The organism is Magnetofaba australis IT-1, from assembly GCF_002109495.1.
Taxonomy (GTDB): domain Bacteria; phylum Pseudomonadota; class Magnetococcia; order Magnetococcales; family Magnetococcaceae; genus Magnetofaba; species Magnetofaba australis.
This window is the reverse complement of sequence record NZ_LVJN01000019.1, coordinates 1-14,219: the sequence shown is the minus strand read 5'-3', so window position 1 is coordinate 14,219 and position 14,219 is coordinate 1. Positions and strand designations below refer to the sequence as shown.

14 protein-coding genes are annotated in these 14,219 nt (G+C 59.7%); all 14 read left to right on the top strand.

Annotation, left to right across the window (positions count from 1 at the left end; genetic code table 11):
• Positions 1-105: 105 nt before the first annotated feature.
• Positions 106-930 carry a flagellin N-terminal helical domain-containing protein gene (locus MAIT1_RS09525; RefSeq protein ID WP_085442056.1) on the top strand — a complete coding sequence of 275 codons (825 nt, stop codon included), beginning with the start codon at positions 106-108 and terminating at the stop codon, positions 928-930.
• Positions 931-2,360: 1,430 nt separating this feature from the next.
• Positions 2,361-3,185: a flagellin N-terminal helical domain-containing protein gene (locus MAIT1_RS09520; protein ID WP_085442055.1), complete on the top strand. Its 825-nt coding sequence runs from the start codon at positions 2,361-2,363 to the stop codon at positions 3,183-3,185.
• A 354-nt stretch (positions 3,186-3,539) separates the two neighbouring features.
• Positions 3,540-4,364, top strand: a complete 825-nt coding sequence (locus tag MAIT1_RS09515; RefSeq protein WP_085442054.1) for a flagellin N-terminal helical domain-containing protein — start codon at positions 3,540-3,542, stop codon at positions 4,362-4,364.
• A gap of 511 nt (positions 4,365-4,875) precedes the next feature.
• A complete protein-coding gene (locus MAIT1_RS09510) occupies positions 4,876-5,445 on the top strand; it encodes a hypothetical protein (protein ID WP_085442053.1) in 570 nt (189 codons plus the stop codon).
• Between the two features lie 514 nt (positions 5,446-5,959).
• Positions 5,960-6,781 (top strand): flagellin N-terminal helical domain-containing protein, encoded by an 822-nt coding sequence (locus tag MAIT1_RS09505; RefSeq protein ID WP_085442052.1) that lies wholly within the window; start codon positions 5,960-5,962, stop codon positions 6,779-6,781.
• A 337-nt stretch (positions 6,782-7,118) separates the two neighbouring features.
• A complete protein-coding gene (locus MAIT1_RS09500) occupies positions 7,119-7,943 on the top strand; it encodes a flagellin N-terminal helical domain-containing protein (protein ID WP_085442051.1) in 825 nt (274 codons plus the stop codon).
• 333 nt (positions 7,944-8,276) lie between these two features.
• A complete protein-coding gene (locus tag MAIT1_RS09495) occupies positions 8,277-9,098 on the top strand; it encodes a flagellin N-terminal helical domain-containing protein (RefSeq protein WP_085442050.1) in 822 nt (273 codons plus the stop codon).
• A 94-nt stretch (positions 9,099-9,192) separates the two neighbouring features.
• Positions 9,193-9,486 carry a hypothetical protein gene (locus MAIT1_RS09490; protein ID WP_085442049.1) on the top strand — a complete coding sequence of 98 codons (294 nt, stop codon included), beginning with the start codon at positions 9,193-9,195 and terminating at the stop codon, positions 9,484-9,486.
• A 539-nt stretch (positions 9,487-10,025) separates the two neighbouring features.
• Complete coding sequence (locus MAIT1_RS09480; RefSeq protein ID WP_085442047.1) at positions 10,026-10,883, top strand: flagellin N-terminal helical domain-containing protein; 858 nt, start codon at positions 10,026-10,028, stop codon at positions 10,881-10,883.
• 275 nt (positions 10,884-11,158) lie between these two features.
• On the top strand, positions 11,159-11,980 hold the full coding sequence (locus MAIT1_RS09475; protein ID WP_085442046.1) for a flagellin N-terminal helical domain-containing protein: 822 nt from the start codon (positions 11,159-11,161) through the stop codon (positions 11,978-11,980).
• Positions 11,981-12,458: 478 nt separating this feature from the next.
• Complete coding sequence (locus tag MAIT1_RS09470; RefSeq protein ID WP_085440798.1) at positions 12,459-12,761, top strand: IS1-like element transposase; 303 nt, start codon at positions 12,459-12,461, stop codon at positions 12,759-12,761.
• Positions 12,739-13,092 (top strand): IS1 family transposase, encoded by a 354-nt coding sequence (locus MAIT1_RS09465; protein WP_143814760.1) that lies wholly within the window; start codon positions 12,739-12,741, stop codon positions 13,090-13,092. Before MAIT1_RS09470 ends, MAIT1_RS09465 begins: the two co-directional genes overlap by 23 nt.
• A 15-nt stretch (positions 13,093-13,107) precedes the next feature.
• On the top strand, positions 13,108-13,410 hold the full coding sequence (locus MAIT1_RS09460) for a transposase (protein WP_085440272.1): 303 nt from the start codon (positions 13,108-13,110) through the stop codon (positions 13,408-13,410).
• A gap of 11 nt (positions 13,411-13,421) precedes the next feature.
• Positions 13,422-14,219, top strand: a 798-nt coding sequence (locus tag MAIT1_RS09455) for a DDE-type integrase/transposase/recombinase (RefSeq protein ID WP_143814759.1), incomplete at its 3' end; no start/stop codon positions are given.

Genomic DNA, 14,219 nt, shown 5'->3' with positions numbered 1-14,219 from the left:
TAAGCGAGGACAGGACGTCCTGCGGGCTGAACGGAAACAGCCCCGACCAATGGACTTAGGAATGATAGCGCCGGAACCACCGCGTTCCGATCATGGAGGATCATCATGGCTCTTTACATCAACACCAACGTTGCCTCTTTGAACGCCCAACGCCGCTTGAACCAGAGCACCACCAAGCTAAGCGGCATTTATCAGAAGTTGTCCTCGGGTCTGCGCGTGAACAGCGCCAAGGACGACGCGGCGGGTCTGTCCATCTCCACCCGCATGACGGCGCAGGTGCGTGGTTTGAACATGGCGGCGCGCAACGCCAACGATGGCATCTCGCTGGCCCAGGTGGCCGAGGGCGCCCTGGAGGAGACCACCAACGCGTTGCAGCGGATGCGCGAACTGGCGGTGCAGGCGGCCAACGGCACCATGACCACCAGCGACCGCGACGACCTGCACGCCGAGTTTGCGCAGTTGGTGTCGGAGATCGACCGGATTGCGCATACCACCAGCTTCAACGGCAAGGTGCTGATGAGCACCGCGGGCTACTCCGCCAAAATTCAGGTGGGAGCCTATAGTGGCCAGATGATTTCGTTCGTGATCAAGGCGGCCACCGCCAATGCGCTGGCCATCAGCGCGCTGACCATCAGCGGCACGGGCCCGAGCCGGGCGGCGTCGGCCATCAGCACGCTGGATTTGGCCATCAACAGCATCACTGACATCCGCGCCACCTTGGGCGCGATGCAGAATCGCTTTGAGGCGGTGGTCTCCAACCTGAGCAACCAGTCCGAACAGATGTCGGCTGCGCGCTCGCGGATTCTGGATGCGGATATCGCCTTTGAGACCGCGCAGTTGACCCAGCAGTCGATTCTGCAGCAGGCGGGTACGGCGATTCTGGCGCAAGCCAACCAGCAACCGTCGCTGGCGCTGCAACTGCTCGGCTAAGAGCGCGCAGTGAGGAGTTGAACGAGTAAGGCAGCATTCATGACCGATGGGGGCCCGTGTGGAAAGCCTGCGGGCGCGCCAAGGATGGCGCACAAACACGGGCCCCTATCCCTCATGAGATCCCTTGATGGTAAGCCAAGCAAGAGCGCCGCTGGCGTGGCGACAAATTGGCGGCGCATGACGGGAGCGGTAAAGCGCAAGACAGGATGCATGATCGATGGGGCCCGTGTGGAACAGCCTGCGGGCGCGCCAAGGATGGCGCACAAACACGGGCCCCATCGCTGATGTAATCCCTCGCCGGCGCCTACGTCGGCAAGTTTTCGGGCAAGAGTCGTCAACAAGACGCCAAGCCCGGGATGGATGGGGCCAGGTTTTGATTCACTTAGGCGCAACGCCATGGATGAAAGGGAGAGCGTATTGGGCGAAGAGAAGAGATATAAATCTTGAATATACAATCGGATGCGATATCGCTATTAGATCGACAACGCGCGCCGCACGGCGCAGCAGTTGGGGTCTTGCGGCGAGACGTGAACGCCAACATCGCTATGTTGATCACGCCATGGCATCCAGGCGACGAGCCAGACGTTTGATGATGTGCATCAGCGCTGCTCTTCGGAGATGCGCGACAGCGGCGTCCAAGGGGTCTGTGCATCGTCAGCTGCATGATGGCGCAGGCGCGTGGTCTGCCCGTCGCAGCGTGAGCAATGCGCGCGCACTCCCAGGGGCGCGCTGGAAAGCCATGGGATGGACTTTCCAGCGGTGGGAACGCTCAGGAGTGTGGGTTCAAGAAAAACCGGCAGGCGTGTAAAGGGGTTGGACGCCCCGTAAACCAGCAGGGCATGGGGTCAATGCAAACGGCATAGTTGGGTTGACTTCAGCCACGCAGGCGCGTTGACGCGTTGTTGATTCGCCATGGATGGCGAGGGAGGGCCAAAGAGTGGTCTTCTCCATATCAACGATGTGAAAGCGCAAGGGAGGGGTTCTGGATGGAACCGCTCTGACGCCATCGGGAGCTGGAGGCTCCTTAGGGATCGCGTCATTGGAATGTGACGCGTGCGCATGCCCGTCGGTCGCCACAGTGTGGGCTATGGCGCGCAATCGCCAGGGATGGCGAAAGAGGTCCAAGGGATTGGACTTCTGGCAGTGTGGCGCCAAGGAGAGTGGTTCAGGAGGAACCGGCAAGGCGCGTGAACAGGGGCTGGACGCTCCGCAAACAAGCAGGGCATGGAGTCAACGACATGCGCAGAGCGACCGTGGGTTGGCCGTATTCAGGATGAAAACGGCGGGTGTTGCGTTAATCAGCGATCCGTTCAGGATTGCGCCACTGCGTGCGGGGACAATGTCCAGGGGGGCCGGGTTTATGGCTCCAAAGGGAATCAAAGCACCATTAGCAGTAGGAACAGGAAGCGTTCCGATCATGGAGGATCATCATGGGACTCTACGTTAACACCAACGTCGCTTCGTTGACCGCGCAACGGAATCTGAACAAGACCAGCCAAAAGCTTGGCAACGTCTATCAACGCCTCTCTTCGGGCTTGCGCATCAACAGCGCCAAGGACGACGCGGCGGGCCTGTCCATCGCCACCCGCATGGGCGCGCAGGTGCGTGGTCTGAACATGGCGGCGCGCAACGCCAACGACGGCATCTCGCTGGCCCAGGTGGCCGAGGGCGCCCTGGAGGAGACCACCAACGCGTTGCAGCGGATGCGCGAACTGGCGGTGCAGGCGGCCAACGGCACCATGACCACCAGCGACCGCGACGACCTGCACTCCGAGTTTGCGCAGTTGGTGTCGGAGATCGACCGGATTGCGCATACCACCAGCTTCAACGGCAAGGTGCTGATGAGCACCGCGGGCTACTCCGCCAAAATTCAGGTGGGAGCCTATAGTGGCCAGATGATTTCGTTCGTGATCAAGGCGGCCACCGCCAATGCGCTGGCCATCAGCGCGCTGACCATCAGCGGCACGGGCCCGAGCCGGGCGGCGTCGGCCATCAGCACGCTGGATTTGGCCATCAACAGCATCACTGACATTCGCGCCACCTTGGGCGCGATGCAGAATCGCTTTGAGGCGGTGATCTCCAACCTGAACAGCCAGGCGGAGAACACCACGGCGGCGAAGTCGCGCATCATGGATGCGGATATCGCCTTTGAGACCGCGCAGCTGACCGCGCAGTCGATTCTGCAACAGGCTGGCACCGCCATCCTGGCGCAAGCCAACCAGCAGCCAGCCTTGGCGCTGAGTCTGTTGGGTTAATGGAAAGATTGGGCGGAGCCGCACATGCGTCTCCGCCCGTGTTCTCCCCTTATGGAGGCGCACGGGTTTCGCGGAAGCGCGTGTGTTGTCATGGCGTGGGGAAGCGTAGCGCTGGATGTGCTATGTAGCGGATAAAATGGGATTTTGTCCGCTTAAGACGCGAAACCGCCAGGGACCGGCAGTTTCTCGTCTGCAAAACATGACCAGGGACGGTCATCCATGCGTTGTTTGTACACAACGCACAGTTGTCAGGAGTCGGATATGGCGTCGCCAGACCATGCAGGCAAACGCGGCGTCATCCATGGAAGGATGGTCGGCAAGGAGTGTCGGCCACACAGCTAAGGAGTAGGCATCATGGGCTTATATGTGAACACCAACGTTGCTTCGTTGACCGCGCAACGGAATCTGAACAAGACCAGCCAAAAGCTTGGCAACGTCTATCAACGCCTCTCTTCGGGCTTGCGCATCAACAGCGCCAAGGACGACGCGGCGGGCCTGTCCATCGCCACCCGCATGGGCGCGCAGGTGCGTGGTCTGAACATGGCGGCGCGCAACGCCAACGACGGCATCTCGCTGGCCCAGGTGGCCGAGGGCGCCCTGGAGGAGACCACCAACGCGTTGCAGCGGATGCGCGAACTGGCGGTGCAGGCGGCCAACGGCACCATGACCACCAGCGACCGCGACGACCTGCACTCCGAGTTTGCGCAGTTGGTGTCGGAGATCGACCGGATTGCGCATACCACCAGCTTCAACGGCAAGGTGCTGATGAGCACCGCGGGCTACTCCGCCAAAATTCAGGTGGGAGCCTATAGTGGCCAGATGATTTCGTTCGTGATCAAGGCGGCCACCGCCAATGCGCTGGCCATCAGCGCGCTGACCATCAGCGGCACGGGCCCGAGCCGGGCGGCGTCGGCCATCAGCACGCTGGATTTGGCCATCAACAGCATCACCGACATCCGCGCCACCTTGGGCGCGATGCAGAATCGCTTTGAGGCGGTGATCTCCAACCTGAACAACCAGGCGGAGAACACCACGGCGGCGAAGTCGCGCATCATGGATGCGGATATCGCCTTTGAGACCGCGCAGCTGACCGCGCAGTCGATTCTGCAACAGGCTGGCACCGCCATCCTGGCGCAAGCCAACCAGCAACCGGCCTTGGCGCTGAGTCTGTTGGGGTAATTGTTCTGAGCGCATGATGCCTGGCGGCGCCTGAGCCCATGGATGGGCTATACAAGGCGCCGCCGCGCTCTAACTTCCGGCGCTGGCGCGCTGGGAGCTCGCCGTGGACAGCAGGAGCGTTCAGCGGCGACCGGATGGAGTCGATTCGGTATTGGGAACGGCTCATGAGCCATGGATGGCGATCGTTATGTCGCGTGAGCTGCGCCATGACGTTGACGGAGTAAGTTGCACAGGTGAGCCCCTCTCCTGACAGGGTGGGTGGGTTCGCATGGCCAGGGAAGGCCACACGACAGGCGTGTTCCGCTGTCGTTGTACTGATGGGAAGGAGCCCCGTTGCCGCAGCGTATGCGGTTGAGTTGGGTTAAGGAATCCAATGCAGTGATGTCATGCGCGGGCCAAGGGCCCGCCATTGACAGGGGGATTGGCGGCCACAGGCCGCCAGCGCCCCGCCTCCAATCATGGATGTCGCGCGCTGTGCCGCGCGTGATCAGGGGAGGAAGAGATTATGGCAATGACCATCACCACAAATGTGGTGTCTTTACATAAGCTTGACACATTGTCGCCAAGCTCGTTCGCAACCGGCTTGTCGCGTTTGGCCACAGGGCTGCGCGTCAATGGACAGGCGCACGCGCATGCGTTGACCGCCAGTCGGCGCCTGGAGACGCGTTATTTGGCGCAGGTGTTGGCGGGCTCCAACGTCATGGCCCAGTTGATGGGCCTGAATCTGGATCCACAGGCCAACTGTGATCCGGAAGAGTCGGCGTTGTGGCGGTTGGTTGAGGAGATCGACCAGGCGGCCAATCGATCTGGTTTACGCCAAAAGCGTATCGGTTTTGGGTTCTCCGATTTTGCAGAGGAGGAGCAGGCTGCGGGCGTGGATCGACACCGTTTTGAGAATGTTCTCAGCGCGTTGCGGCGTGAGGCGGACCGGGCGCTCATGCAGCAAGCCCAGCGCGCCGATGCGCGGCGGGCGCAGGAGCATGTGCGCCATGCCACCGAAGATATCGTGCGTCAGGCGGGTCTGGCGATTTTGGCGCAGGCCAATCAAAGCGCGCAGGCGACCCACTCTCTGCTGACGTGACGATGACAGCCAAGTTGAGCGGAAGGCGACGGTTTGTGCGCGCCTTTTGGGCGCCGAGAGCGCCGCTGAGGAGATCGCCAACCTGATCCGGTTGTGACGTATCGGGCAAACAGGGACGGCGATTGTCAGGCGGCTCACATAACACGCTGCGCCGAGGCTCGGCGTGTTGTGTGGATGATGTTGTGATGTTTGGCGACGCTCAGGTCCAGAACGGGGCCAGAGGTTGATGGCTTGAACGCCAAGGCCGCCCTATGCATAGGTGGAGCGGGAGAAGTGTGCGCTCTTTTCGCCAACAGAGTTGATGGGATCAACGGTGAACAGGGATGACGCATCCGTTTGCGCATGCTGCGAGCGGTCGTGTTCTCAAGGAGGAGTGCTATCGCATAGAGATCAGGGATGAGACGCGTATACGCGCGTAATTTTCGGACAGGGTTGGTCCGATGAAACGAACAGCCCACCTCCACCCATGGATGGGAACCAGACACGAAACACGATCTTGGTACGGGGGTAGACTATGTTTTCCATCAATACAAATGTGCAAGCTATTCGGGCCCAACGCAGTCTGTCGAAGGTGTCGACGGATTTGAGCACGACCTTTCAACGGCTCTCTTCGGGGGTGCGCATCAATAGCGCCGCCGATGACGCCGCTGGTCTGTCCATCGCCACCCGCATGAGCGCACAGATTCGCGGCCTGAACATGGCGGCGCGCAACGCCAACGACGCCATTTCGTTGGTGCAGGTGGCCGAAGGGGCTCTGGACGAAACCACCAACGCTCTGCAACGGATGCGGGAGCTGGCGGTGCAATCGGCCAATGGCACCTTGACCACCACGGACCGCACCAATCTGAACACCGAGTTCACGCAACTGGCTTCGGAGATCAACCGCATCTCCAGCGCCACTCAGTACAACGGCAAAACGCTGCTGAGCGTTGGTGGGTACTCGGGCAAGATTCAAGTGGGGGCCTATAGCGGGCAGAAGATCACGTTCCAGCTCTACAGCGCCACGGCGACTGCTCTGCAGGTGAAGACGCTGTCAATTGGCGGCAACTCCGCTTTGCCAGCGCAGTCGGCAATCTCGGTGTTGGACAATGCTCTGAACAGCGTGAGCAGCATGCGCGCGACGTTGGGTGCGGTGCAGAACCGGTTTGAGTCGGTGATCGCCAACCTCAACAACCAAGCCGAACAGCAGACGGCGGCGCAGTCGCGCATCATGGATGCCGACATCGCCTCCGAGACCGCCAACCTGACCCGGTTGTCGATTCTGCAGCAGGCGGGCACGGCGATATTGGCCCAGGCCAATCAACAGCCCGCCTTGGCGCTCAGTCTGTTGGGGTGATGTAAACGACATTCGGCGACGCCCAGGTCCAAGGACGGACCAGGAGTTGATGGCTTGAACGCCAGGGCGTCGCCCTATGCATCGGCATGGCGGGCGGGGATATTCCCGCTTGGCCAATGGCATTGGCTGAATGGCGAGCAGGGATGACGCATTCGTTTTCGCATGATGCGAGCGGCCGTGTTTTCTCAAGGAGGAGTGCTATCGCATAGAGATCAAGGATGAGGCGCGTTCGCGCGCAATAATTCGGACAGGGTTGGTCCGATGAAACGAGCAACCCACCTCCACCCATGGAATGGGAGCCATAACAAGCAACAGCAATTGGTGCGGAGGTAAGACCATGTTTTCTATTAACACGAACGTTCAAGCCATTCGGGCGCAACGCAGTCTGTCTGGTGTGTCGACGGATTTGAGCACGACCTTTCAACGGCTCTCCTCGGGGGTGCGCATCAACAGCGCCGCCGATGACGCCGCCGGTCTGTCCATCGCCACGCGCATGAGTTCGCAGATTCGCGGCCTGAATATGGCTTCACGCAACGCCAACGACGCCATTTCGTTGGTGCAGGTGGCCGAAGGCGCCCTGGACGAAACCACCAACGCTCTGCAGCGTATGCGGGAGCTGGCGGTGCAATCGGCCAATGGCACCATGACCACCACGGACCGGGATAATCTACAAACCGAGTTTGCGCAGTTGCAGTCGGAGCTTGACCGCATTGCGCAACACACCACGTTTAATGGCAAGTCGCTGTTGAGCGTGGGCTATAGCGCCAGATTGCAGATTGGCGCCTATAGCGGTCAGTTTATCTCGTTCCATATCAAAGGCGTGAAAGCCTCCACCATTGGCGTGAGTACGGGCGCGACTATCAGTGGCACCACCACCACCAGTCACGCAACGGCGGTCATTGGTTTGTTGGATACGGCGCTGAGCAGCATTACGTCCATTCGCGCGACGTTGGGCGCGGTGCAGAACCGCTTTGAGTCGGTGATCGCCAACCTGGATAACCAGGCGGAACAGCAGACGGCGGCCAGGTCGCGCATCATGGATGCCGACATCGCCGCCGAGACCGCCAATCTGACCCGGTTGTCGATTTTGCAGCAGGCGGGCACGGCGATTTTGGCGCAAGCCAATCAACAGCCGGCTTTGGCGCTCAGTCTGTTGGGATGATGTGACGATGTTTGGCGACGTCCAGGTCCAGGGAAGGACCAGGCGTAAGCCATGGCGTGAGCGCCAGGGCGTCGCCAATTTTGCCACCGTGATGGAGGAAATCCGTCACGGCAAGCCGCGTTGATTTGGCTGGAGCCAGGGATGACGCAAGCGCGCGCGTCGCATGAGCCGCCGCGCGTCTCAAGGAGGAGTCCTATCGCATAGAGATCAAGGATGAGGCGCGCGTGCGCGCGTAATTTCGGACAGGGTTGGTCCGATGAAACGAGCAACCCACCTCCACCCATGGAATGGGAGCCATGATAAGGGAAAAAACACTTGGTGCGGAGGTAGACCATGTTTTCCATCAATACAAATGTGCAAGCCATTCGGGCGCAACGCAATCTGACAAGCGTGGCGACGGACTTGAGCACGACCTTTCAACGGCTCTCTTCGGGGGTGCGCATCAACAGCGCCGCCGATGACGCCGCCGGTCTGTCCATCGCCACCCGCATGAGCTCGCAGATTCGCGGCCTGAATATGGCTTCACGCAACGCCAACGACGCCATTTCGTTGGTGCAGGTGGCCGAAGGCGCCCTGGATGAAACCACCAACGCCCTGCAGCGTATGCGGGAGTTGGCGGTGCAATCCTCCAATGGCACGTTGACCACCACCGATCGGGAGAATCTGCGGGTCGAGTTCGACCAGCTGCTCTCCGAGATCAACCGCATCAGCGGCGCCACCCAGTACAACGGCACCACGCTGTTGAGCAAGGGGTATACGGTCAAGTTGCAGGTGGGGGCCTACAGCGGTCAGAAAATCGCGTTCAGCATCAAGAGCGTGACCGCCACCGGGCTGGGCATCAGCGCCGATGTCACCATCAGCGGCACCAGCAACTACCAGGCGCAGGCGGCGATTACGTTTTTGGACAATGCGTTGAGTAGCGTGACGTCTATTCGCGCGACGTTGGGCGCGGTGCAGAACCGGTTTGAGTCGGTGATCGCCAACCTCAACAACCAAGCCGAGCAGCAGACGGCGGCGCAGTCGCGCATCATGGATGCCGACATCGCCTCCGAGACCGCCAACCTGACCCGGTTGTCGATTCTGCAGCAGGCGGGCACAGCGATATTGGCCCAGGCCAATCAACAGCCTGCGTTGGCGCTCAGTCTGCTTGGGTAGGCGTTGATGACTGCTTAAGGATGGGCGGAAAAAAGGGGGGTGCGCGGCTCTCGCGCCGCGCGCTCTCCCGGCCATGGATGGAAGGAGAGCCCCCATGAAGCATGCATTTCCTCACAAGACGGTGTGCGGCGTGAGCTTGAGCGGACCCCGCTCCGTCTCCAGGGCGCGTCGTCAGCAGCGGCCACAACAGGCGGCGATGGCGCAAGAGTCCTGGGATCTGGTGCGCCAGGAGTTGGGCCACGCCACGCGGGAGCTGGAGAGCCTGGATGCGCAGATGCGTCAAAATGGGCGCCGTGGGCGCGGCGTCCAGGGCGTCAATGCGCCGCATCGGGCCGAGGTGGCGGCATTGATTCGCGCCATGCGCGAGCTCTCGGGCATGTTGTCGTAACGACCAACGCAGACAGATGTTGGCCCGCTTGCGATGTAAACCCATAAAACTCTGAAAATAAGAGAATTATTTTAACGAATTGCGGCACAAAGCAGGGTTTTCCGGCATTGCGACGAGATAAACCAACGCAAAAATCGCGTTATGTTGAAAAAAACGCTCATGCTGACGTCAGAGCGTTCGATAAACAAACCGATAGGCCCGAAAAAACCAACGCAGGGCTTATCCAGATAACGGGAATTAAAGTGCTGATTTAAAGTATGAAATGATGTTTAGGGCGAAATTGCCCATAAGGAAAGCCAACGCGCCAGGGAGTGGTGAGAGCGTGGATGCGCAGAGCGAAAAATCGCCTGCTGTCCGCGCCGATGGCGTTTGCCATCCACGTTCCCCAACGTGCGTTGGCTTTTTGCGTTTTGCGCGCGGGAGTGCGCGGCGGAAAGGAGGCTGTTGAACATCCAAGGGAGCAATTCGGGCAGGGTTGGCCCAAGGAGCAACCCCTATTCGACCAAGGAAGGCGCGCTTTATAGAAGGAGGCTGGGACCGTGACGATACACCTTCACGGCAATGTCACCTCCCTGAAAACGCGGCGACAATTGGGACGAGGCGCCAACGCGTCAGCGTCGGCGGCAATGCGTTCGCGCGTGTCCAGCGCGGCGCGTGCGAGCAGAAGCGGCGAGATCCCCGAGGGGATCGCTTTTTCGCCTCAATTCATGTCGCGACTCAGGGGGAACAACCAAGCGATACGCAACGCCAATGACGGCATCTCCATCATCGACGTGGCCGATGAGGCGCTGCAGGAGACCGAGAGCGCCCTGACGCGTCTGCGCCGGGTGGTCATGTTGGTGGAGCGCGGCGGGTTTGCCCCCGCCGAGCAGCTGAGTCTACAGACCGAAGTGGACCAGTTGGTGGCGCGTATCGACCAGGCGGCGCAGCGGGTCAAGTGGCATGAGTCACAACTGCTGCGCGGCGGCGCGAATAGCGCGGGCGCCAGTCTGGATCTGGGATCCGGGCGCGTGGTGAGCTTTTCGTGGGATAAGCTCGGCGCGCAGGGTCTGGGTCTGGGCGAAGAGCCCGCAGCCGCCGTCAGCGCGCAGGCGCAACCGGACGTTGAGCGCGTGGAGAGCGCGCTGGCGGACGTGGGCGATCTGCGCATGGATCTCGGTTTGGCGCGCAATCGTCTGGAGCAGGTGATTGACGATCTGCAGGACGCTTCTGCGCGCGCCCTGGAGGAGCGGCAGGCGCGACGTCTGGACGGCGCGCAGGCGGCGTCCGTGGCCAATCTGACGCGCGACGCCATCGAACGCTATGCGCAGGGCGCCATCGACGCGCAGGCCAACCAGCATCCCATGCTGGCGCGGCTGCTGGCGGCGGCGCCCCTGGACGCGTTCGGGGAGAGGTAAAAGAGACAGCCGCGCCCTGGGCGCGCGCTGCGCGGGATTTGGATTGGTCCCGATAAGAGAATCAATCCACAGGCCAGGGGAGCGGCCGCACAGTCGAGCGCACGGCGACGATCAAGCCGTCAGCGCAGCGCTTTGGATGAGCGCGTCAGACTGTCCAACAAGCGGAGGCGTTCCGCACGGGGCCCGGGTTGGCCCGCGACAATGATTAACCCACCTCCGCCACGGATGGGGCAACGGCTTCGCTCATGGGGAGCGACGCATGCGGAGGAACCGCTATGCCAATATCAATCAATACCAACACGCTGGCGTTCAGCGCTGCGAATAATCTGAATAAGACGTCAAAGAGTCTGGCCAGAAGCTTTCAACGCCTGTCGTCGGGGTTGCGCATCAACAGCGCCGCCGATGATGCGGGCGGTCTGGGCATCGCCACCAATATGACGGCGCAGATCCGTGGTCTGAACCAGGCGATCAGTAACGCCAATGACGGCATTTCCATGGCCCAGGTGGCCGAAGGCGCCTTGAATGAAACCGATGATGCGTTGCAGCGCATCCGCGAATTGGCGGTGCAGTCGGCCAATGGTTCGTTGAGCACCACCGACCGGCAGAATCTGCAAGTGGAGGTCTCAGCGCTGATCTCGGAGATTCAGCGCATCGCCACCTCCACCGAGTACAACGGCTCCACGTTGATGTCCACTGAGGGCACCAGCGTGACGTTCTTTGTGGGCGCCAATCAGAGCCAAACCATCTCTCTGACCATCAAGGGGGCGCGCACCACCGACCTGGGGATCTCCCTGGTCAGCATCGGCACCAGCGCCTCCTGGGCCAGCTCCGCCATCACATTGGTGGATACGGCGCTGTATAGCGTGTCGGAGATTCGCGCCACTCTGGGCGCGGTGCAGAACCGGTTGGATATGGTGACGTCGGTGTTGGCCACCACCGCGCAGAACCTCACCGAGGCGCGTTCCAACATCATGGACGCCAACGTGGCCGCCGAAACCACCAATCTGACGCGTTCGGCCATTATTCAGCAGGCCGGCGTGGCGGTGTTGGCGCAGGCCAATCAGCAACCCAGCGTTGTGTTATCGCTATTGGGCTGATCGCCCTTTTCACACGCCGTTTTCCGAGATTTGCAAAACCGCTTTTCAACCCCGCCTCTGGCGGGGTTTTTTTTGTCTGCGCGCTCGGTTTGCGCGCCACTGAAGCGTCACAAACACACCATACCGTTATGTTTGCAAACCGGCTTTGGCAGAGTCTTTTGGAGTTATATAGTTGCTTGAATCCAGAATGACACACATCCAAAGCGCTCAATGTTTGCGTGACGTAGGCTGAGCTTGCGCTGACTATGGGACAAATTTCCAACGGAAATTTGTCGGGATTCTTAAGGGTCTGTGACCCTTAAGCGGGTGTGGGCGGAGCCCACGATTTGGATGTTGACCTTGGGAGCTCGAGGGCATAGCCCTCGATATCTTTCAGCGCCCATATGTTCACTTTTGGGTAGTGGCTCCGTTTAGCTGATTTTGTATAAAACTTGCATGGATTTGGCCATCGTTCTCACATGGATAGTGGAGAAAACAGATGGCCATGATTACCGTGCATTGCCCAGAATGTGGAAGCCAAAACGTTGTAAAGAATGGAAAACAGTCCAATGGGAAGCCGCGCTTCCGCTGCGACAATCCAGACTGTAAACGCCGCTATTTCCAAACGACCTACACCCACAAAGGGCGTCAACCAGAGGTAAAACGTCAAATCCTTGAGATGACTCTTAACGGCGCTGGGATTCGTGACACCTCTCGCGTCCTGGGTGTCGGGCGCAACACCATCACCCGAGAGATAAAAAAACACCGGAATCTCACAGGTGAATCTTCCACTTCTGGCTGAACTGGCTTCCGATACGCCGGTCGACGTGGTTCGGGTTGATCAAGCAGAAGCTGATGAAATGTGGTCCTATGTCGGCAGCAAGGCCAACCCTCGATGGATTTGGCATGCCATCGAACGCCAGTCAGGCCGCGTCCTGGCATATGTCTTCGGAACTCGGAAAGATGCTGTGCTCAAAGAGCTGCGTAAACTGCTGGAGCCTTTTGGCATCGCCAACCTGTTTACCGATGATTGGGGCGCTTACCATCGCGTCCCATTGGCCCCAAATCATTTCGTGGGCATGTTTCGGTTCAGTTGGAAAATGACAAACAAGCCGTTTATAATGTGTAGATAATAAGCGGAGGTTTGTATGGAACGGAAGAAGCGGAGATTTACGGCTGAGCAGAAGGTAGGCTATGTGCGCCGTCACCTGGTCGAGAAGGTGGTTCTCTCGGATCTGTGTGACGAGGCGGGCATTCAGCCCAGCCAGTACTATCGCTGGCAAAAGGCTTTGTTTGAGAATGGCGAAGCGGCTTTGGCTGACAAACGCGGCCAAAAGGCTCGTGATCGACAGATTGCCGAACTAGAAGCGAAGTTGGCAACCAAAAATGAGGTTATGTCCGAGCTTCTTGAGGCGCATGTTGCGCTAAAAAAAAGTCTTGGGGTGAGCTGAACGGCTGCTGGGTGGAGCCGGACATACGGGATTCGGTGGTGGATTTCGTGGCGTCTTGGTCAGACAAGAGCGAAATCGACACGAGCCGGATTATCAACTGGATAGGCGTGCAAAGGGGCAAGTTCTATTCATGGCGCAAGCGCTATGGAATGGTTAACGACCACAATGGCCGTATTCCCCGAGATTTTTGGCTGGACGATTGGGAGAGGGAAGCGATTGTCGCCTTTTTCCATGAACATCCGTCAGAGGGCTATCGGCGTCTGACCTACATGATGCAGGATGCAGACGTGGTGGCGGTCAGCCCCTCTTCAGTGCTGCGTGTGCTCAGAACTGCCGGGCTGATGCGTCGTTGGAGCCCACCGCCCTCGCAGAAGGGCACAGGGTTCAAACAGCCTTCGGAGCCGCATAAACACTGGCATGTGGACATCTCCTATCTGAATATCCAGGGGACGTTCTACTATCTGTGCAGTGTCCTGGATGGATGTAGCAGGTTTATCCTCCACTGGGAGATTCGTGAGTCGATGAAGGAAGATGAGGTTGAAGTGGTCCTGCTCCGAGCTCAGGAGGCCTATCCGGAAGCTAAGCCGCGGCTGATCTCAGACAATGGGCCGCAGTTCGTTGCCAACGATTTTAAGGCGTTCATCCGGGAATCCGGCATGACGCATGTGAGGACTTCGCCTTACTATCCGCAGAGCAACGGAAAACTGGAGCGTTTTCACGGTAGTTTGAAGCGTGAGTGCATTCGGCCTCAGACGCCATTATCGCTGGAAGATGCCCAACGGGTTGTGGGAAAGTACGTCGAGCATTAC

Coding starts and splice junctions, on each gene's coding strand:
- MAIT1_RS09525 (WP_085442056.1), top strand. CDS start 106: ATGGCTCTTTACATCAACACCAACGTTGCCTCTTTGAACGCCCAACGC.
- MAIT1_RS09515 (WP_085442054.1), top strand. CDS start 3,540: ATGGGCTTATATGTGAACACCAACGTTGCTTCGTTGACCGCGCAACGG.
- MAIT1_RS09490 (WP_085442049.1), top strand. CDS start 9,193: ATGAAGCATGCATTTCCTCACAAGACGGTGTGCGGCGTGAGCTTGAGC.
- MAIT1_RS09510 (WP_085442053.1), top strand. CDS start 4,876: ATGACCATCACCACAAATGTGGTGTCTTTACATAAGCTTGACACATTG.
- MAIT1_RS09475 (WP_085442046.1), top strand. CDS start 11,159: ATGCCAATATCAATCAATACCAACACGCTGGCGTTCAGCGCTGCGAAT.
- MAIT1_RS09500 (WP_085442051.1), top strand. CDS start 7,119: ATGTTTTCTATTAACACGAACGTTCAAGCCATTCGGGCGCAACGCAGT.
- MAIT1_RS09505 (WP_085442052.1), top strand. CDS start 5,960: ATGTTTTCCATCAATACAAATGTGCAAGCTATTCGGGCCCAACGCAGT.
- MAIT1_RS09520 (WP_085442055.1), top strand. CDS start 2,361: ATGGGACTCTACGTTAACACCAACGTCGCTTCGTTGACCGCGCAACGG.
- MAIT1_RS09495 (WP_085442050.1), top strand. CDS start 8,277: ATGTTTTCCATCAATACAAATGTGCAAGCCATTCGGGCGCAACGCAAT.
- MAIT1_RS09460 (WP_085440272.1), top strand. CDS start 13,108: ATGGAACGGAAGAAGCGGAGATTTACGGCTGAGCAGAAGGTAGGCTAT.
- MAIT1_RS09470 (WP_085440798.1), top strand. CDS start 12,459: ATGGCCATGATTACCGTGCATTGCCCAGAATGTGGAAGCCAAAACGTT.